Annotated in this window: 18 protein-coding genes and 1 tRNA gene; 8 read left to right on the forward strand and 11 right to left on the reverse strand. The window is 63.2% G+C overall.

Annotated elements, in window-relative coordinates:
- Positions 1-148 precede the first annotated feature (148 nt).
- Positions 149-1,186: an aldo/keto reductase gene (locus CN311_RS07770; RefSeq protein ID WP_097572740.1), complete on the reverse strand. Its 1,038-nt coding sequence runs from the start codon at positions 1,184-1,186 to the stop codon at positions 149-151.
- 137 nt (positions 1,187-1,323) lie between these two features.
- Between CN311_RS07770 and CN311_RS07775 the strand changes: the two genes are divergently transcribed.
- Entirely contained in the window at positions 1,324-2,220 is an 897-nt protein-coding gene (locus CN311_RS07775) for a LysR family transcriptional regulator (protein ID WP_097572741.1), read from the forward strand.
- A gap of 35 nt (positions 2,221-2,255) precedes the next feature.
- Here CN311_RS07775 and CN311_RS07780 read toward each other — a convergent pair whose 3' ends face one another.
- Positions 2,256-2,990 carry an SDR family NAD(P)-dependent oxidoreductase gene (locus CN311_RS07780; RefSeq protein WP_097572760.1) on the reverse strand — a complete coding sequence of 245 codons (735 nt, stop codon included), beginning with the start codon at positions 2,988-2,990 and terminating at the stop codon, positions 2,256-2,258.
- 136 nt (positions 2,991-3,126) lie between these two features.
- On the opposite strand from CN311_RS07780, the gene CN311_RS07785 reads away from it, so the two are divergent.
- Together CN311_RS07785 and CN311_RS07790 are read left to right on the forward strand one after the other, a co-directional pair.
- A complete protein-coding gene (locus tag CN311_RS07785) occupies positions 3,127-4,032 on the forward strand; it encodes a LysR family transcriptional regulator (RefSeq protein ID WP_165779626.1) in 906 nt (301 codons plus the stop codon).
- Positions 4,033-4,222: 190 nt separating this feature from the next.
- Positions 4,223-5,974 (forward strand): recombinase family protein, encoded by a 1,752-nt coding sequence (locus CN311_RS07790; protein ID WP_097572743.1) that lies wholly within the window; start codon positions 4,223-4,225, stop codon positions 5,972-5,974.
- Positions 5,975-6,036: 62 nt separating this feature from the next.
- On the opposite strand, the gene CN311_RS07795 is transcribed toward CN311_RS07790, so the two are convergent.
- Positions 6,037-6,112, reverse strand: a tRNA-Ile gene (locus CN311_RS07795).
- 224 nt (positions 6,113-6,336) lie between these two features.
- Here CN311_RS07795 and CN311_RS07800 point away from each other — a divergent pair.
- Positions 6,337-7,047: an SIMPL domain-containing protein gene (locus CN311_RS07800; RefSeq protein ID WP_097572744.1), complete on the forward strand. Its 711-nt coding sequence runs from the start codon at positions 6,337-6,339 to the stop codon at positions 7,045-7,047.
- A gap of 205 nt (positions 7,048-7,252) precedes the next feature.
- Here CN311_RS07800 and CN311_RS07805 read toward each other — a convergent pair whose 3' ends face one another.
- A complete protein-coding gene (locus CN311_RS07805) occupies positions 7,253-7,609 on the reverse strand; it encodes a hypothetical protein (protein WP_097572745.1) in 357 nt (118 codons plus the stop codon).
- A 373-nt stretch (positions 7,610-7,982) separates the two neighbouring features.
- Positions 7,983-8,429 carry a YcgN family cysteine cluster protein gene (locus CN311_RS07810; protein WP_097572746.1) on the reverse strand — a complete coding sequence of 149 codons (447 nt, stop codon included), beginning with the start codon at positions 8,427-8,429 and terminating at the stop codon, positions 7,983-7,985.
- Between the two features lie 198 nt (positions 8,430-8,627).
- On the opposite strand from CN311_RS07810, the gene CN311_RS07815 reads away from it, so the two are divergent.
- A complete protein-coding gene (locus CN311_RS07815) occupies positions 8,628-10,724 on the forward strand; it encodes an OmpA family protein (protein ID WP_097572747.1) in 2,097 nt (698 codons plus the stop codon).
- Between the two features lie 317 nt (positions 10,725-11,041).
- Entirely contained in the window at positions 11,042-11,557 is a 516-nt protein-coding gene (locus CN311_RS07820) for a TIGR00645 family protein (protein WP_097572748.1), read from the forward strand.
- Positions 11,558-11,565: 8 nt separating this feature from the next.
- Here the strand turns inward: CN311_RS07820 and CN311_RS07825 are convergent, their stop codons facing one another.
- From CN311_RS07825 to CN311_RS07835, 3 genes are all read right to left on the reverse strand, one after another.
- Entirely contained in the window at positions 11,566-12,432 is an 867-nt protein-coding gene (locus CN311_RS07825) for an SDR family oxidoreductase (protein WP_097572749.1), read from the reverse strand.
- Between the two features lie 174 nt (positions 12,433-12,606).
- Positions 12,607-13,275: a response regulator transcription factor gene (locus tag CN311_RS07830; RefSeq protein ID WP_097572750.1), complete on the reverse strand. Its 669-nt coding sequence runs from the start codon at positions 13,273-13,275 to the stop codon at positions 12,607-12,609.
- A gap of 7 nt (positions 13,276-13,282) precedes the next feature.
- Positions 13,283-14,155 (reverse strand): S1C family serine protease, encoded by an 873-nt coding sequence (locus tag CN311_RS07835; RefSeq protein ID WP_097572751.1) that lies wholly within the window; start codon positions 14,153-14,155, stop codon positions 13,283-13,285.
- Positions 14,156-14,323: 168 nt separating this feature from the next.
- On the opposite strand from CN311_RS07835, the gene CN311_RS07840 reads away from it, so the two are divergent.
- Complete coding sequence (locus CN311_RS07840) at positions 14,324-15,271, forward strand: S1C family serine protease (protein ID WP_097572752.1); 948 nt, start codon at positions 14,324-14,326, stop codon at positions 15,269-15,271.
- Here CN311_RS07840 and CN311_RS07845 read toward each other — a convergent pair.
- Together CN311_RS07845 and CN311_RS07850 are read right to left on the reverse strand one after the other, a co-directional pair.
- Positions 15,243-16,184, reverse strand: a complete 942-nt coding sequence (locus CN311_RS07845; protein WP_208866453.1) for an arginase family protein — start codon at positions 16,182-16,184, stop codon at positions 15,243-15,245. The genes CN311_RS07840 and CN311_RS07845 overlap by 29 nt on opposite strands.
- Before the next feature lie 108 nt (positions 16,185-16,292).
- Positions 16,293-16,718 carry a VOC family protein gene (locus tag CN311_RS07850; protein WP_097572753.1) on the reverse strand — a complete coding sequence of 142 codons (426 nt, stop codon included), beginning with the start codon at positions 16,716-16,718 and terminating at the stop codon, positions 16,293-16,295.
- Between the two features lie 66 nt (positions 16,719-16,784).
- On the opposite strand from CN311_RS07850, the gene CN311_RS07855 reads away from it, so the two are divergent.
- Positions 16,785-17,405, forward strand: coding sequence for a TetR/AcrR family transcriptional regulator (locus tag CN311_RS07855; RefSeq protein WP_097572754.1), 621 nt, complete (start codon positions 16,785-16,787; stop codon positions 17,403-17,405).
- Here the strand turns inward: CN311_RS07855 and CN311_RS07860 are convergent.
- Positions 17,344-18,294: a LysR family transcriptional regulator gene (locus tag CN311_RS07860; protein ID WP_097572762.1), complete on the reverse strand. Its 951-nt coding sequence runs from the start codon at positions 18,292-18,294 to the stop codon at positions 17,344-17,346. The two genes, CN311_RS07855 and CN311_RS07860, sit on opposite strands and share 62 nt — an antisense overlap.
- Positions 18,295-18,308: the final 14 nt, after the last annotated feature.

Below are 18,308 nucleotides of genomic sequence, written 5' to 3' on the forward strand. Positions count from 1 at the left end.
CAGTTGAAGCCGTATCTAAACCCCTTCTGCATGTTCTCCTTGTTGATTGTTGTTGTTTCGAGAAAGCCGCGGCCCAGCACTCAACGGGGCTTAGCGAGCGGATCGCTTCATGTGGCAGATCGGACTAGGGGCGCTACACCCCGGTGGCTCAGGCGGTCGTGGCACGGCGGCCGGCGATCTTCTCTGGCGCGAAGGCCGCTGAGAGATAGGCAATTTCATCCGCGCTGAGGGCGATATTGGTCGCGGCGGAGTTCTCTTTCACATATTTGACGCGCTTGGTTCCCGGGATCGGTACGATCGCTTGCGGCTGTCCCAGCAGCCAGGCGAGGGCAAGCTGGCCGGGCGTCGCGCCCTTGGCCGCCGCCAGGGCCACCAGGACCTCGACAGGCGCCAGGTTCGACGCCATGGCGTCCGCGGCAAAGCGCGGATCCATGGCGCGGAAATCGCCCTGGCCGAACGCCGTTCCGGTCTTGACCTCCCCGGTCAGCATGGACCGTCCCAGCGGGCAATAGGGCACGAAGGTGATGCCCAGTGCGCGGCAGGCCGGCAGGATGTTCGCCTCGACATTCCGCTCCCACAGCGAATACTCCGATTGCAGCGCGCTGATCGGATGGGTGGCATGGGCGCGCTGCAGCTCGTCCGACGTAGCCTCGCTCAAACCGATTGCGCGCACCTTGCCTTGTTCGACCAGGCGGGCCATCGCACCCACTGTTTCCTCAACCGGGACGTTCGGATCGACCCGATGGGCGTAATAGAGGTCGATGGTCTCGACCTTCAGCCGCCGCAGGCTGGCCTCGCAGGCCTCCCGGACATAATCGGGCTGGCCATTGAGCATGAAGCCGGGGCCGTCCCCGCCGGGATCGAGCTGGACGCCGAACTTGGTGGCGACGACGGCATCTTCGCGGCGGCCCGCGACAGCGCGGCCGATGAGGTCTTCATTATGTCCGAACCCCGGGCTCTCGGCGCCGGTCAGGGCATTGCCGGCGCCATAGAAGTCCGAGGTGTCGAGAAAGCTTACGCCCAGATCCAGCGCGGCACAGATGGTCTCGACCGACTGGCTGTCGTCGGCGACCCCATAAAACTGGGACATGCCCATGCAACCAAGCCCCATCGGCCGGAAGCTGATGTCCGAGTGGCCCAGCATTATCCGGGCCGTGCCTAAAGTCTCTTCCGCTCTGGCGGTCATGTTTCTCTCCGCTCGTTTCTCGACAGGATCGGGACGTTGGACGGGCTTGGCCGTCTCCGGTCGGTCCCTATCTATGCGGCATTGATTATCTCAACAATTGGAGCAAAGATGTTTTTAGAAACGCGGAAAATAAGATAATGCGAGCGCCAAAGCTGATCGAACTCGAAGCCGTGGTTGCGGTTGCCCGCCGCAAGACCTTCCGCGCCGCGGCCCGGGAATTGAACGCCTCGCCCACCGCCATTGGCAATGCTGTGGCCGGGCTTGAAGACGAACTGGGCGTCCGGCTGTTCGACCGGACAACTCGGCGCGTCGATCTGACCGCGGCCGGGCACGAGTTGGTGCGCGCGATCGCCCCGGCTCTGGCCGAAATTCACGCTGCGACCGCCGTCGCGCGCGGCGTGGACGGTGCACCCGCAGGCACGCTGCGCATCAACTGCTCCATCGCGGGCGGCCATCAGTTGCTGGTGCCATTTGTCAACGAAGTCCTGCGCCGCCACCGGGACGTGAAAGTGGACATCGTGACAGAGGGTCGGCTGGTGGACATCGTGCAGTCCGGCTTCGACGCAGGCGTCCGGACGCAAGGTGCGATGCCCCCCAACATGGCCGCCGTCTCCCTTGGCCGGCGTCTGCGGAACGTCGTCGTCGCCTCGCCTGGCTATTTCGCGGCGCACGCGCGCCCGCGTCATCCCGACGACTTGCAGGAACACACATGTATCCGCATTCGCTGGCCGAGTGGTCTACCTTATGAATGGGAGTTCGAACGGGGCGGCGAGGTCTTGCAGGCCGATGTGCCGTGGTCGCTTAGTCTGGACAATCATGGCCTGATCGCCCGGGCTGCTCTGGCTGGCGTCGGACTGGCCTATGTCGCGGAAGCCGAGGTCGCGGAACATATCGCTGCAGGACGGCTTTTGGCCGTCCTGCAGGACTGGATGCCGGTGAACCCGGAATTCCAACTATATTACCCAGCGCGGCGTCCAGTGCCCGCCCATCTCGCGGCCTTCGTCGAGGTTGTCGAGGAGTTGCGCGGAGGCTGAGCCCCTCGCACAACACGATGGATCGGCGAAAGGCATCAGACTGCCGTCAGCCCGCCATCGACGCAGAGATCGATGCCCGTGATATAACTCGACTCGTCGGAGGCGAGAAACAAGGCCGCGGCCGCGATCTCGGACGGCTGCCCGAAGCGGCCAAGCGGGACGGCCGCAGTCATCGCGTCCTTCCAGGCTTGGGGCGCCGGCTGGGTGAATGGCGTGTCGATCGGCCCGGGACTGATCACGTTCACACGGATGTTGCGCTCCTTCAGTTCCATCGTCCAGCCGCGCGCGAAGGCGCGGACGGCAGCCTTGCTTGCGCTGTAGACGCTGGCGCCGGGCATCCCCTTCCGATGCGCGATGGAACTATTCAGGATGATTGAGCCGCCGTCCCGGAAGATCGGCAACGCCTTTTGCACCGCAAACAGCACGCCGCGCGTGTTGACGTTGAACGTGTGATCGAAGACATCGGGTGTGACCGTAGCGACGAACTCGCCCATATGCCCGGCGCCGGCACTGATGAAGAGCACGTCGATATGCCCTTTTTGCCGGCCGATCGTGTCGAACAACCTATCGAGGTCGTCGAGGCGGGCTAGATCGCCCTTCACGCCTGCGGCGCTCTCTCCGATGGCATGCACAGCTTCGTCGACCACGTCCTGGCGCCGCCCGGTGACGAAGACATAGGCGCCTTCCTCGGCGAACCGCTTCGCTGTCGCCAGCCCCATGCCTGTTGTCCCGCCGATGACGACGGCCACCTTTCCTTCGAGCCTTCCCAAAACAAAATCCTTTCTGAACGGTGTTGGGCTGCCGGTGGCGCCCGTTTCTGTCATGTCGGATGATTGAATGTATTTCCAATACGGAATAATGGAATACTATGAATTCCTATTTGGAATTCATGTCTCGGAGGTACACGTGGATCAGATCGGCAGGATGCGGCTCTTCGTCCGCGTTGTTGAAACGGGCAGCTTTTCCCGAGCGGCCAAGGCTGAAGGAGTCGTCCAGTCTACCGCCAGCAAGGAGATGTCGGCGCTTGAGAAGCATATTGGAGGTACCCTCGTCAGGCGCAATTCCCGCGGTCTGACGATCACCGAGCAAGGACAAGAATTCTACGACTTCTCCGTCGGCATGCTCGCCGATCTCGACGCGGCGGAGGATCGCATCCGGTCCGGGCAGACCTCACCAAGGGGGCGGCTACGGGTCACCTGTCCGGCGGTCTTTTCCAGTAGGCTCATCGTCCCGAACCTGCCGGATTTCTTCCAGCGCTATCCTGATCTCTCCATCGATCTCCAAGTCTCCGAGCGTTACCTGAACCTTGTCGGGGACGGCATTGATGTGGCCATCCGGATCGGGAACCTCGCAGATTCAAGCCTTCTGTCGCGCCAAATCGGAAGCGTGACCGCCGTGGTCGTCGCAAGCCCGGGCTATCTTGAACGCTATGGCAAACCGCGGGGGCTTGAAGATCTTCAGCACCACGCCTGCCTGCCGTTCATGTTCCAAGGCAACTCCAAGACCTGGAAATTCGAGGTCGACGGGAGTCAAGTCGAGATCGTACCCTCCGCCGCTCTGCGCACGAACGATGCCGACGCCGTCCACACCGCCGTGCGTGCCGGCTTGGGACTGGCGCAAGGCCCGCGTTGGATATTCTGCGATGACATCGACGCGGGCACGCTGGTGCCTCTCCTGACCGCCTACGCCCCGCAGCCTTTTCCGATCCAGGCCGTTCATTCGGGTACGCGACGCATGAACGGCGCCATCAAGGCATTTGTCGACTTTGTTGCAGAGCTTACTCGCGGCGAGCTAAATCTGAGAATGGCATAGCTTGCGTGCATCAAGCTGCGGTATGGCCAAATTCGCACTCGCTACAAAACAGCAGCCCGACGTTGTGACCCCTCCTAGGTCGTGTTGACAAAAGGGATTCCCGGGTCGGACTGGATGTGATTCAAGCTGGTATCTGCGATGGAGACCAGCTTGGCACGAGACCTGATGACGGACGAAGAATGGGCGTTCCATGAGCGTATCATCGTTGCGGCCCGCGCCCCTTGCCTTCATCGCTTCCCAGGTTGGCCTTGGCTGGAAGCTTGCTCCAGATCGCTATGACGACGGCGGCATTTCAGGTGGGACGATGGAGCGCCCTGCCCTGCAGCGGCTGCTCCAAGACATCCGCGACAAGAAGGTGGATGTCGTGGTCGTCTACAAGATCGACCGCCTCACCCGCTCGCTGATGGACTTCTCCAAGATCGTCGAGATCTTCGATGCAAGTTCGGTGTCGTTCGTCTCCGTCACCCAGCAGTTCAATACCACCACATCGATGGGCAGGCTTACGCTCAATGTGCTCTTGTCCTTCGCGCAGTTCGAGCGGGAGGTCACAGCCGAACGCATCCGCGACAAGATCGCGGCCTCCAAGAAGAAGGGTATGTGGATGGGGGGTGTCGTGCCACTCGGCTATCGCGTGGAGCACCGCAAGCTTGTCGTCGACGACGCCGAGGCGAAGATCGTCCGATACCTCTTCGAGCGTTACCTCGCTCTAAAGTCAGTCCGTGACCTCGCCGACGAGGCCGCGCGCGATGGCCTCGTCACTCGAACCCGCGAGCGCCGGGATGGGACCGTTTCCGTCACGATGCCATTCGGCCGCGGCAACCTTTATCACCTGCTCTCGAACCCGATCTACATCGGTATGATCAAGCACAAGGACCAGATCCACGACGGCGAGCACGAGCCCATCATCGCACGTCCGGTGTTCGATGAGGCGCAAGCGCTTTTGGCCACTCAGGCGCCGCGACGCAGGAGTACGTCAAACGTCACCCAGCACCATCTCCTTACCGGGCTGCTCTTTGACGGACATGGCCAAAAACTCAGGTCGGTGCATGCCAATAAGCGCGGCGTCCGCTATCGCTACTACGTCTCAAGACAGTTCGTTGATAAGCGACGCGGCAACTCCGACGGATGGCGTCTTCCCGCCGATGCCGTTGAATCAATTGTTGAGCATCAGCTGAATCGCATTCTCAGCGACCATGGCCAAATCGCTGATTTGATTCAGCGATGGGGAAGCGCAGCCGACATTCAAAACGCGATGCGTCGCGCGACTGAGATCAAGGCCGCCTGGACCTCCGACACTGCTGACCATAAGCGATCGCTGCTGCAGAAACTGGTCCGTCGCATCACGCTTGGTCAGAAAGAACTAACGATCAACATTGATTGCCGGGTATTCGTCGAACATCTGCTCGATCGAGCATTGCCATCTGATGGCGGTGCCGAAACCCTGTCGATCACATGCCCGTTCGACATCAAGCGACGTGGTGTCGAGATGCGCATCGTACTAGGAGATGCCTCGTCCAATAGCGCTGAACCTGACGCCGGGTTGATCGACGTGGTGCAACGCTCTCAGCGTTATCTCCATCAACTTACAGATGGCTCTGGCCGAAGCCTGACAGAGATCGCCGGCTTTAACGCGACGACCGTCTCTGAGGTGAGCAGGCTGCTGCCGCTGGCGTTTCTTTCGCCCAATATCGTGTCCAAGATCATCGCCGGCAACCAGCCAGTCGAACTGACGGCCCATCGGTTGTCGCGGCTCTCAGGTCTTCCGCTCTCCTGGCCCGATCAGTCTGCCCTTCTCGGCCTTGATTCCGATCATCAGCCGAGCATCGCTTTTCCAAACAGTTGGCTACGGAAATGGGCCTGGAGAGACGGGCCCCCGAATTCGGGGCATTCTGGGCCAGGAAGGTGGCGTCTCCGCCAAGCATTGCCGCGAAGGCGCCGCTAACCTACGGAAATGTCGACACTATTTTGAGACGGTCGAAAGAACGCCAAAACTGGCGGACTGAATGGTGGGCCCGGAGGGACTCGAACCCCCAACCAAGCGGTTATGAGCCGCCGGCTCTAACCATTGAGCTACAGGCCCCACACGCGGCTGGATTAATGTTTTTCCCCGAGCCGCACAAGGCCTTCCAGGTGGGGTAGCCGAGATTGCCCAAATCAGCCCATATTCGCGCATTAGAGCGGCGTGCGTCCAATTGGACGAGTAAGTACGCTCTAGCGCTTTGAATCTACGCATCGGGCTTTCCGGATTTTCGGGCCGATGCGGTAGTCGACGAAAGCGGCTGGATCGCAGACTGAGGAGTTTTCATGACCAGACATCTTTTGCCCCTGGCGCTCGCTGCCGCGATCGCTTTTCCGGCGGTAGCCGGCGCTGCCGACACGCAACCCCCGCCCCGCATCGTTGTCTCAGGCGAGGGCGAGGCGACGGTGGCTCCCGACCTGGCGTTGCTCACGCTCAGCGTCATGCGCGAAGCCAAAACAGCGCGCGCCGCGCTCGACGCCAACAATGACGCCATGGCCGCCGTGATCGCGGCGATGAAATCGTCCGGCATCAAGGACCGCGACCTGCAGACCGCAGGCATTCAGATCAACCCGCGCTACAACTACACCAACAAGCCGGACGGCAGCCAGGAGGCCGAACTCATCGCCTACCAGGTCACCAACACGCTGTCGGTGCGCGTGCGCGACGTCGACAAGACAGGCGAGATCCTGGACAAGGCGGTTTCGCTCGGCGTCAATCAGGGTGGCGGCATCACCTTCACCAATGACAACCCCGCAGCCACGGTCACCGAAGCCCGCAAGAAGGCAGTCGCCGACGCCATGGCCAAGGCCAAGACGCTGGCCGAAGCTGCCGGCGTGAGCATTGGCCGGGTGCTGGAAATCACCGACCAGAACATCGCGCCGGCGCCCATGCCGATCAACGCCAAGGCCTTCGACGTGCAACGGGCATCGGTTCCGGTGCAGGCCGGCGAGAATTCCTATACCGTGCAGGTCACTGTCACATTCGAGCTGAAGTGATCAGCGCCTGAACGGCCTGACCGCGATTGTCGTCGCGTAAAAGAACCCGGAGGACAGGTCCTCCGGGTTCTTTTTTGAGCCGCACCCTTCCGTCCTGGCGGAAAGGGGCTCCACTACAGACCGGCCTTCGAAGAAGGTCGCGTCTCCGGACTGATCTTCGCAGAAGTTCCCCGCCGCTGCCGGCCGGGCGAACCTGCCTGAACGCCTAGCGACGGAGAATCGGGCAGCCACGCTCGTTGGCGAATACGATCACCACGCGGTCGCCGTACTGGCGGCCCGCGACCTTGACCGTGCGGCGGTTGATGTCGATGAGGCGGGCACGGCGCACGCCCATCCGCTCGGCCTTGCCAACGGCGCGCTCCGGCGAGCAGGACCGGCGCCAGTCGCGGTCGCGGCGGTGGTCGCGGCGGTAGCCATCATCGTCCCCGGTATAGACACCGACGCGAGGTTCGTTGTTGTTGCCGAAGCCGAGATAGATGCTGTCCGCATGGGCGGGAACCGCGGCAAGCGTACCGAGGCCGATAAGGGCCGAGAGGGTCACCGTCTTGATCCTATTGAACATTGTCTTCTCTCCTTGTTGAGGGCTTCCGCCCGTCTTGATCGAACCGATAAGTCTTGCTCGAACCGATGAGCGAAGAATGCGCTTGCGTATCTGAACTTCTTACGAACCAGCCGTTCATTTCCGGTTCATGTGGCAATAAGAGGGGCGACAACAACAAAATTAGCGGGCAGTTTCGCAGCCTGTCACCGTATTGAACAATCTGGATGGAAACGCCCCGTTGCGCAGTCGGTTCCGGATGGCCGAAAGGCTCGTCCCTACTGCAAAAGCATGCCCACGGGCTTGACCCGAGCGTGCGTAGCGGTTTGCATTAGCGACATGCATAAAAGCAAGATCTTAAAGCGCATCGCATGAATCCGTTCAAATGCAGCCCGCTTTAGGGCTCGTCGTCCAGCATATGCTCAAAATAATCGTCGGGCTCGGCGAGTTCGGTCTCGCTGGCGCTAACCCGGCCACGGATCGAGATGCCGGCCGCATGCACCGTCTCGGCATTTCCCGACACCAGCCTGTGCCACCAGTAGAGGTCTTGCCCCTCAGCGACCAGCCGGTAGGCGCAGGTTTTCGGCAGCCAGGTGATGGTGCGCACATTTTGCGGTGTCAACCCGACGCAGTCCGGGACGCGCGCCAGCCGGTTGGCATAGTCTGAGCAACGGCAGGTGTCGGCGTTGAACAGCCGGCAGCCGACACTCGTCCAATAGATCTCGCCGGTGTCCTCATCCTCGAGTTTCGACAGGCAGCATTTGCCGCAGCCGTCGCAAAGCGACTCCCACTCGGCCGGGGTCATCGCCTCGAGCGTCTTGGTTTTCCAGAACGGCTTTTCCATTGTTGGGATGTGGCCTCCACCCGCTTCAAGGTCAAGCATGGCGGCACAGCGAAATGCGACCATGCACCATACGAAGAACACGAAGTCGCCCTCAAAATGCCGGTCAACCGCCCTTCCCTGCCGTTAGTGCCCGCAAACCGGAACCAATCCGGTTGACGACAGTTTGGGCCGGGATGGGACGCCACAAGGAGATTTCAGATGAAACGCCAACCACGGGTACTGGCAGGCACGGCACTTGGCCTGTTGATGGCATCCGCGCCGTTGGGCGCGTTCCCGCTGCAAGGCAGCGCCACCTTCGGCCTCTCGCAGCAGACCGCGGCACCGGTCATCCTTGCGCAATCGGATTGCGAAGGCGAAGCCTGCGCACAGCAGGCAGAGCCGGAGCAGAAGCCTCGCAAGAAGCGCGATCAGCAACAGCAAACCGAATCGGCACCTGCTGAGCGGGCTGCCCCCGCAAACGACGAGCAGCAGCCGCGTAAAAAGAGGCGCGACCAGCAGCAGCAAACAGAATCGCCTTCCGCCGAACAGGCCGCCCCGGCAATCGATGAGCAGCAACCGCGCAAGAAGAGGCGCGACCGGCAGCAGCAGATCGAGGCGGCCCCCGCCGAACAGGCAGCCCCCGTAATCGATGAGCAGCAGCCACGCAGGAAGAGGCGCGACCGGCAGCAACAAACCGAATCGGCCCCCGCCGAACAGGCAGCTCCCGCAGTCGACGAGCAGCAGCCACGCAAGAAGAAGCGCGACCGGCAGCAGCAAACCGAAACGGCTCCCGCCGAACAGCCAGCACCGGCAAACGACAACGGGCCGGCCACTCTGCGTAAGAAGAAGCAGGACCAGCAGATCGAGGCAGCACCCGCTGAACAGGCGCCGGCCAAGAAGGAAGCACCCGCGGGCGAGCCGGCTCCTCAGGCCGAACCGCTTCAGCCCGAGCAGCAGGCGGCGCCCACCCAGGGCGAACAGCCCCAAGACAGGAAAAAACGAGGCAAGAAGCCTGTCGGCGAACAGCCGGTGACGGGCGAGCAGCCGGCCACTGGAGAACAGCCGTCGACGGCTGAACAACCCGCCAATGGTCAGCAGCCGGTGACCAGCGAACAACCGGCCCAGGGCGAGACTCCGGCCCAGGGCGAGGCCCAGACCGATCCGAACGCCGCCCCCATTCTGGACAGCCAGAAAGATGCCCAGCGCAGGCGCAAGGGCGGCAAGGACAATGGCCAAAATGCAGGCGACGAGCAAGGCAACCAGCCCAGGCAGCAGGCCGGCGATCAGCCACAAACCCCGAAGCCTGCTCCGGTCGAAGAGGGACCGCCTCCCGCCGACGACAAGGCAGCCCAGCAGGAGATCCAGCCGGAGAAGATCGTTCCGGTGACGCAGGAGAAGGGCAAGCGCGTCGAGCGTGGTCCCGATGAGAATATTCGCGACCGTCGGCGTCCCAAGGGCGCCGACGTGCTGAAGGAAATCGGCAACCGCGTCATCATCCAATTCAACAACCAGACGATCGTCGAGAGCAATGACGGCCCCCGCATGAATCGCGGCGCCAAGGATGTCTACTATGAGGATCTGCCGCGGGGCCGCACCCGCGAAACCGTGGTGCGAGATAATGGCAACCAGGTCGTCACCATCCGCAACCGCAATGGCGACGTCATCCGGCGTTCGCGCATCACGCCGGATGGCCGCGAATATGTGCTGAACTATGTCGACGAGCGGCACTATGAGGATGTGCGCGACTGGCGCGACCCCGGCGACGACCTGCCGCCAATGCGGCTCGATATCCCGCGCCGAGACTACATTCTGGATTCCGAGGGCGTCGAGGATCCGGACGACTACTACACCTTCCTCGAACGACCACCCGTCGAGAGGGTCCAGCGCCTCTACTCGATCGACGAGGTCAAGCGCTCGGCCCGCGTGCGCGACATTGCCCGTCGCGTCGACCTCGACACGCTGAACTTCGAATTCGGTTCGGCTTCGATCTCGGACACGGAAGTGCAGAAGCTGGAGGGTGTCGCCACCGCCATGGAGAAGCTGCTGGCCAAGAACCCAGCGGAAACCTTCCTGATCGAAGGCCATACCGATGCCGTCGGCAGGCCGGAAGCGAACCTTGCCCTGTCCGACCAGCGCGCCGAAGCGGTCGCCGAAGCCTTGACCAATGCCTTCGGCATCCCGCCCGAGAACCTGACGACGCAGGGCTATGGCGAGGAGTATCTCAAGGTCGACACGGCAGGACCCAACCGCGAGAACCGTCGTGTCGCCATCCGCCGCATCACCTCGCTGGTGGCGCCGGTCGCCAGCGCGAATTAGACAGCCGTTCCAGTAGCATAAGCCGGCTTCTGGAATCGGAACGGCAGCAAAAGAGCCCATCCCGCGCCGGCGGGATGGGCGCTTAAAGCTCAAGAAGAATTGAGCCGCGATTTGACCAGACTCATTGAATCGCAGCGCAGCCACCCCAGATTCCAGACAGGGCGTTCCCTGCCCTGTCCCGACTCCAGCGGGACACATGAGCCCCGCCGGCCCTTTCCGGCGGGGTTTTTCTTTTGAGCGGCGGATCTTGCAAACAGCGCCAGCCTGGCCGAAATACGACCCAAACGAGATCAAAAGAGCTTGGCCGGAAGCATTTCATGAAACGTCTTGAACTCGCCATCGAATCGATCATTCTCGCCTCGCGCTGGCTGCTCGTCGTCTTCTACATCGGGCTGGGCCTGGCACTGGCAATTTATGCCGTGTCCTTCGGCAAGAAGCTGTTCGAATTCGCTTCGACGGCGCTCATGCTCGGCGACACCGACACCATTCTGAAGATGCTTGGCCTGATCGATGCCGCACTCGTCGCCTCGCTGGTGGTGATGGTCATCATCTCCGGCTATGAGAACTTTGTCAGCCGCTTCGATGAGAATGACGGCAAGGTGCACTGGCTGGGCACGATCGATGTCGGCTCGCTGAAGGTCAAGGTCGCCTCGACCATCGTCGCAATCTCGTCCATCCACCTTTTGCAGGTGTTCCTGAACTCGGTCTCCTACACGACCGCCCAGTTGATGTGGCTGACCATCATACACCTGGCTTTCGTTCTCTCGGCGTTCATGCTCGCCTATATCGACCGGCTGATGGGCCTGGGCAAGGGCAAGACGGCCGAGGAATGAGATGGCCGTCAGTAGATGCTTTTGATGTTGGTATCCGTCCGGGCAAACACCTCGTCCGGCACGAAGAAGTCGCCGGCGAGCGGGCCTGTCGCATCGGGCGCGTAGATTGAAAAATCGCTGACGCCCTCGGCGCGCAGCACCTCCTCGTCGATGTAGAAATTGCCGGTCGTCTCGCGCGCCGGCCGCATGAAAATCGCGTGTGCTGCATCGGCCATGATGTCGGGCGAACGGCTCATCGCCGCCACCGTTGCGCCGCCGAGAAGATTGCGCACCGCCGCCGTGTCGATGGTCGAGATCGGCCACAGCGAATTGACGGCGATGCCGTCCTTGGCGAACTCCGCGCTCATGCCCAGCGTGCACATCGACATGCCGAACTTCGCCATCGTATAGGCGACATGGTTCTTGAACCACTTGGCCTTCATGTCGAGCGGCGGCGCCAGATTCAAAATGTGAGCATTCTTGGCCAACTTGAGGTGCGGTATACACATTTTGGAAACCAGGAAGGTGCCGCGCGTGTTGATCTGATGCATCAGATCGTAGCGCTTCATGTCGGTTTCCAGCGTGCCGGTGAGCTGGATGGCGCTGGCATTGTTGACGCAGATGTCGATGCCGCCGAACGTCTCGACCGTCCTGGCGACCGCCTCGGCAACCTGCCCTTCCTCGCGTATGTCGCAAAGCACCGGCAGCGCCTTGCCGCCGGCCTGCTCGATCTCTTGCGCTGCCGTATAGATCGTGCCGGGCAGCTTCGGATGCGGCTCGGCGGTCTTGGCGGCGATCGTCACATTGGCCCCGTCGCGCGCGGCGCGTAGCGCGATCGCCAAGCCGATGCCGCGCGACCCGCCGGAGATGAACAGCGTCTTTCCCTTGAGCGACATTTTTCCTCCGCCTCCCTATGTAGCATCACAGGCGCGAAGCTTTGCGCGGCAGGCAAGCGCTACGCAAGGCCCAACAACGCCCGAGGCGGGTTACGCAGCGTAGGCTAAGGCAATATGAGACCAGGCTATGTCGAGATTCAGGTCAGGCCGGCATCACCTGAACATCGACATGCCCTAGACGAGCACCAGGCCCTGCCGCATGGCGATAGCGATCGCATCGGTGCGATTGGCGGCGCCGAGCTTGATCAGGATCGCCGCGACATGGAATTTCGCCGTATGCACGGAAATGTTCAGCCGGCGCGCGATCACCTTGTTGGGCGCGCCTTCGGCCAGCAGCGCCAGCACCTCGCCCTCGCGCGGCGAAAGCGCCGGCCGAACGGTTCCATCGTCGACCGGCTCCTCGTCCAGTGCGTCGCCGTCGTGGAAAGCGAAATCATCATCATGCCGGCCAGGTACGCGTCGGGTCCCGCCCGAAATCCTGTAACCGGCCGCAGCAAGCCGGACAGCCGCGGCGATCAACAGATCGTCGGCCGCCGTCGGCAGAACGGCGAAAAGATTATCGGCGCGCGGCTCGTGGCCGGTCCGCCGGGAGAGCAACACCCGAGGTATGCCGGGGCCGATGGTCCGGCCTTGCAGGCCCTCTTCGTCGACGACAGCGACATCCGCTCGCTCGCCGCCATCGCTCCTGCCGGCCGTGACCGGCAGCAGATCCCCGCTCGCGGCGAGCGCCGAGGACAGGTGCTCGGCATGCGCCGCATCGCCAAGCGCGATCAGCACGGTCAGCCTCCGCTCCGCGACCACGCCATCTGCGGTCCTGTCCCTTATGATCGCCTCAACAGCCATGGATGCCTCAGCTCAGCGGCTTCTCGCCGATCCTTAGCGCGACGTCACGTTGCTCGCCGCCGCGCACCACGCCGAGCGTTACCGGAGCACCGGCGCTGTCCGGCCCAAGCCTGCGGATCAGGTCGCGCGGACCATGCACTGTCTCGCCGTTCCACGCCACGATGATGTCGCCGAGAGAAAGGCCAGCCGCTTTTGCTGGACCGTTGTCGTCGAGGCTCATCACCATCGCGCCATGGGCGTCGCGATCGCGGACCGGATGCAGGCCGGCGCCGAGATAGCCGCGCGCCACGTGGCCCTTCTCGCGCAGCGTCGCCACCGCCCGCTCTATCGTCTCGTAGGGCATGACCAGCGCCCGCCGGCGCGGCCCGAACAGCAGCATGCCGATCAGTTCGCCCTTGGCATCGAGCACCGGGCCGCCCTCGAACCGGCCGCCGGTATTGACGGCCAGATTGATGCGCCGGTCGATCGTGCCCCCGCGCATCGAGCGCCAGGCCGGACCGACCTCGCCGACCGTGCCGAACACGGCAAGCGCGCCACCTTCGCTGTTGCCGATGGCGATGGCCAGATTGCCAGGCCGCACCGCATCCGCCCTGGCCAGCGAGAGCACATCAGCGGCGGCGGCCGGCTTCAGCAGCGCGACACCGGTCGAAGGATCCCGGCCGACCAGTTCAGCTTTCACCGTCTCGCCCGACGCCAGCGTCAGCTCGATCTCCTCGCCGGTTTCCACGGCCTCCTCGGCGGTGACGAAATAGCCGTCGCGCCAATGGAAGGCGGTGGCCGTGCGGTGATGGTGGGTGGTGAGGCTCGCCGTCACCGGCGCAGCCTTGGCGGCGATATCGGCAATGGCGTCGGAAAACGCACTCAGGTTGAAATCGCTCATTACTGTCTCCTGGGTTCTTTCATGCCCCAGATATCGCTCGGTTGCGTGGTGGCGGATACTCGCCTGACGGCTAGTTGCCGGTTTGACTGGCCATGTGGTCAGGTCGCGGCCGCACGGACCGCTCCGCACATATAGTCACGATAAAGCCTGAAAACACGGAGCCCACCCATGGCCCTCACCGCCGCCAACTTCCAACCCGACGACGACCTCCTCGATGCCTATTCGACGACGGTCGCCGATGCTGTCGACCGCATCGGTCCGGCCGTGTGCCGCATCGAGCGCATTGGCGGCGCCGGCGGCCATGGCTCCGGCTTCGTCATTGCCCAGGACGGGCTGGTCGTCACCAACTTCCACGTCGTTGGCGATGCGCGCGCGGTGCGCGTCTCGATGCCGGACGGCGCCTCGCGGGAAGGCCGTGTGCTCGGCCGCGATCCGGACACTGATATCGCGCTGGTGCGGGCAGACGGCAATTTTGCTGACGTCGCGCCGCTGGGGGATTCCAAGCGGCTGCGGCGCGGCCAGATTGCGATTGCCATCGGCAACCCGCTCGGCTTCGAATGGACCGTCACGTCGGGCGTCGTCTCGGCGCTCGGCCGCTCGATGCGCGCGTCAACCGGCCGCCTGATCGACGACGTCATCCAGACCGACGCCGCCCTCAACCCCGGCAATTCAGGCGGGCCGCTGGTGTCCTCGGCGGGCGAGGTCATCGGCGTCAACACCGCCATGATCCATGGCGCGCAAGGCATCGCCTTCGCGGTTGCCTCCAACACCGCCAATTTCGTCATTTCGGAGATCATCCGCTTCGGCCGCGTCCGCCGCGCCTTCATCGGCGTTTCGGCGGACACCACCAATCTGCCGCGCCGCGCCGCACTTCTGTCGCAAGTGTCGAGCAGCACGGCGGTGCGGCTGCGCAGCGTCGAGAAGAACAGCCCGGCGGCCAGGGCGGGCCTGAAGGAGGGCGACATCATCGCCGCTATCGACGGCCGGCCGGTGACCGGCGTCGACGACCTCGTGCGCATGCTCGATGCCGAACGCATCGGCAGTGAAACGCTGTGCACGGTCGTGCGCCGCTCCGGCATTGCTCAGGTCACGGTGATGCCAGTGGCAAGGAGCTAACTTCGCTCAGCGCAAAGACCCGGCCCAGCAGCGAAACCAGCAGCACTGCCAACTCGCCTGTCGGATCGAGGTCCGGATCGAAGATGGTCATGTCCATTCCGGCGCAGCGCGGATCCGCCACCAGCGCCGCGAGGATGACGACGAGATCGTCGGGGTCGATGCCCGGACTGCCTGGCGAATCCACCGCCGGCATCACCGTCTGGTCGAGTGCATCGACATCGAAATGCACCCAATACGGCCAGCCGGTTCGCGCCAGCGTGGCCCGGGTCTTTTCCAGCACCTTTGCCGCGCCAAGCTCGCGCGCGGCAAAGACGTCGATCAGTGTCATCGCGGTCGAATTGATGTCCGGCCAGGCGAAGTCGGGGTCACGGTTCTCGCGTTCGCCGATCTGGATCACCTGTTCGTCCGCAACAAGCGGCCCGACAATGCCCGGCCAGTCGGTCAACAACGGTTCGCCGCGTCCAGTGGCAAGCGCAAGGTCCATGCCGGCGGCCGAGCCAAGTGAGGCGTTGATGTCGTAATTGCCGGGATGGCGGAAATCGCTGTGGCCGTCGGCATGGACCAGCGCCAACGGACCGGAACGCCGCGCCGCGGCCAGCGCGCCGAGCAGGATCGCGCAATCGCCGCCGACGACCAGCGGGAACGCGCCCCGTCCGAGGGCACCGGCAACGATCTCCGCAAGCTCAAGATTGAAGCTGCGTATCGCGTTACCGTTGCGCAGCCGGGTGCCGGGCTGGGGCTCGGTGCTGTAGGCTGGCGTATCGAGGTCGACCACGTTGGCGGGCGAAAGCACCTCGATCAAGCCGGCCTCGGTCAGCGCCTGCGGTGCGCGCCACGTCCCCGGTACATGACCCGGTCGCAGCGGACGAAGGCCAAGATTGGAGGGTGCGCGGACAAGGCAGATTTCACGCATGGAACGGGTCCGAGTTTGCCAGGCTCACCATAGACCGCGAATGCCCGCCGGTCACGCGACCGCAGTTGTCACCTCGCCTCTGCCGCCAGTTCCTGCCAGCGTCATCGTTCAGGCTCCCGCCGCCCCTTCGACAAACTGCGCCAGGAACTCCGCGCTCGGCGGGATCGGCTTGATCACGTCGATCAGCACGCCGTTGGGGTCTTTGGTGATGAAATGGCGTTGGCCGAAGGGTTCGTCGCGCAAGGATCGCAGGATCGGCAGGCCGGCAGCGAGGATGCGTTCGTAGACCGCGTCCGGATCCCTGACCTCGAAATTGATCAGCAGGCCCGACGTGCGGCCACGCCCCTCTTCCGGGATCGTCTCGTGATCGCCATGGACGATACCGAGATTGACGCGGCGATCCTCGGCCGATTGCAGATGCACATACCAGTCGCTTGCAAACAGCGGCTTGAAGCTGAAGTGCTTGACATAGAAGGCTTTTGTGCCGGCCACGTCGCCCGTCATCAGCACCGGGTAATAGCTCGTCGTCTTCATCTTTCTTTCTCCCGCTAGATAACATACAGTCTGCATGTAAATGCAACTAACATACAGGCTGTATGTATGCAACAGAAATCCATACGGCGCTCCAACCGCGATCGCACCGAAGCGACGCGTGCCGACCTCATCGCGGCGGCACGCAAACTGTTCACCGAAAAATCCTATGCCGAGACCAGCACGCCGGAGATCGTCGCCGCGGCCGGCGTCACGCGCGGCGCGCTCTACCACCATTTTGCCGACAAGCAGGCGCTGTTTGCCGCCGTGGTCGAGCAGGAGGCGGCGGTAGTGGCTGAAGAGATCGAGCGCGCCTCGCCGCCCTCGCTGTTTGCCCGCGACGCCCTGATTGCCGGCTCCGATGCCTACCTCGCCGCAATGCGCGCGCCCGGCCGCACGCGGCTGTTGCTGCTTGACGGACCGGCCGTGCTCGGCCGCGCTGCCATGGACGAGATCGACAATCGCCACGGCAACCGCACCTTGCGCGAAGGCCTTGTCGCGGCGATGCGAGCGCAGGCCATGGTGAAGTTGCCGGTGGAGGCACTGACCGCGCTGCTCGCCGCCGCCTTCGACCGTGCTGCCTTGGCCGTCGAGGCCGGCTCTTCAGCCGACGACTATCGCACCGTTCTCATGGCGTTGATTGATGGGCTGTCTCCTCATCAGGCACCTCGCCCGGCTCGAACTCGTTGAAACAGCCAAGCTGGCGCTTGAACTGGTCGATCAGCCAGGCCGCCGCCGGTTTCGGGCTGCGGTCAGACCGATGCATGGCATAAAGCGGCGAACGCACCTCGCTGTAAGGCTCCAGATCGAGTTCCACCAGCCGGCCGCTGGCCAGATCGTCGGCGATCAGCCATCGCGGCAAGCCGCCCCAGCCTAGTCCTTCGCGCATCAGCATATGCTTGGTCCGCACATCCGTCAGGCGCCAGGTGCGGTAGGCGAAGACGCTATAGTCGCGCCCCTTGGTGCGCTCGGACTGGTCGGAGACGACGAGCTGGATGTGTTCGCGCACCTCCTCGAGCGGCACTGGCTTGGGAAGCAGCGCCAGCGGATGGTTGGGCGCGGCCGCCGGCACCATCGACATGAAGCCGATGCGCACAAGATGCGCGTCGACCTCGCCCAGCAGGCCACCAATGCCAAGATCGGCCTGTCCATTGACGACATGATCGGAGATCAGGCCAAGTGTGCCGATATGCAGGCGCAACGTTACGGTTGGAAACTGCGCCTCGAACGCCTTCAACACCCGGACCAGAACCGGTGACGGCAGCGTTGCGTCGACCGACATGGCGACTTCAGCCTCGAGGCCTTGCTTGTAGCTGTCGACGCGAGAGCGGATGCGCTGCAACACGCCAACCATGCGGCGCGCATCTTCCAGCGTTGCGCGACCGACATCGGTCAATTGCGGCTCGCGCGTGCCCTCGCGCTCGAAGAGTTTTAACTCAAGCTGCGCTTCCAGATTAGCGATGGCATAGCTGATGACGGATTGCGCGCGGTTGAGCTTGCGGCCAGCGGCCGAGAAACTGCCGGTGTCGGCGACGGTAACAAGGATCTGAAGCTGGTCGAGCGTCGGGTTGGGTTGCATGGTCATATCTACTT

It is taken from the genome of Mesorhizobium sanjuanii, assembly GCF_002529485.1.
Classification (GTDB): Bacteria; Pseudomonadota; Alphaproteobacteria; order Rhizobiales; family Rhizobiaceae; genus Mesorhizobium; species Mesorhizobium sanjuanii.

Bases quoted from the DNA above. Each gene is read 5' to 3' on its own strand.
- CN311_RS07770 (WP_097572740.1), bottom strand. From the start codon at position 1,186: ATGACCGCCAGAGCGGAAGAGACTTTAGGCACGGCCCGGATAATGCTG.
- CN311_RS07775 (WP_097572741.1), top strand. From the start codon at position 1,324: ATGCGAGCGCCAAAGCTGATCGAACTCGAAGCCGTGGTTGCGGTTGCC.
- CN311_RS07790 (WP_097572743.1), top strand. From the start codon at position 4,223: ATGAGCGTATCATCGTTGCGGCCCGCGCCCCTTGCCTTCATCGCTTCC.
- CN311_RS07800 (WP_097572744.1), top strand. From the start codon at position 6,337: ATGACCAGACATCTTTTGCCCCTGGCGCTCGCTGCCGCGATCGCTTTT.
- CN311_RS07805 (WP_097572745.1), bottom strand. From the start codon at position 7,609: ATGTTCAATAGGATCAAGACGGTGACCCTCTCGGCCCTTATCGGCCTC.
- CN311_RS07810 (WP_097572746.1), bottom strand. From the start codon at position 8,429: ATGGAAAAGCCGTTCTGGAAAACCAAGACGCTCGAGGCGATGACCCCG.
- CN311_RS07815 (WP_097572747.1), top strand. From the start codon at position 8,628: ATGAAACGCCAACCACGGGTACTGGCAGGCACGGCACTTGGCCTGTTG.
- CN311_RS07820 (WP_097572748.1), top strand. From the start codon at position 11,042: ATGAAACGTCTTGAACTCGCCATCGAATCGATCATTCTCGCCTCGCGC.
- CN311_RS07825 (WP_097572749.1), bottom strand. From the start codon at position 12,432: ATGTCGCTCAAGGGAAAGACGCTGTTCATCTCCGGCGGGTCGCGCGGC.
- CN311_RS07830 (WP_097572750.1), bottom strand. From the start codon at position 13,275: ATGGCTGTTGAGGCGATCATAAGGGACAGGACCGCAGATGGCGTGGTC.
- CN311_RS07835 (WP_097572751.1), bottom strand. From the start codon at position 14,155: ATGAGCGATTTCAACCTGAGTGCGTTTTCCGACGCCATTGCCGATATC.
- CN311_RS07840 (WP_097572752.1), top strand. From the start codon at position 14,324: ATGGCCCTCACCGCCGCCAACTTCCAACCCGACGACGACCTCCTCGAT.
- CN311_RS07845 (WP_208866453.1), bottom strand. From the start codon at position 16,184: ATGCGTGAAATCTGCCTTGTCCGCGCACCCTCCAATCTTGGCCTTCGT.
- CN311_RS07850 (WP_097572753.1), bottom strand. From the start codon at position 16,718: ATGAAGACGACGAGCTATTACCCGGTGCTGATGACGGGCGACGTGGCC.
- CN311_RS07855 (WP_097572754.1), top strand. From the start codon at position 16,785: ATGCAACAGAAATCCATACGGCGCTCCAACCGCGATCGCACCGAAGCG.
- CN311_RS07860 (WP_097572762.1), bottom strand. From the start codon at position 18,294: ATGCAACCCAACCCGACGCTCGACCAGCTTCAGATCCTTGTTACCGTC.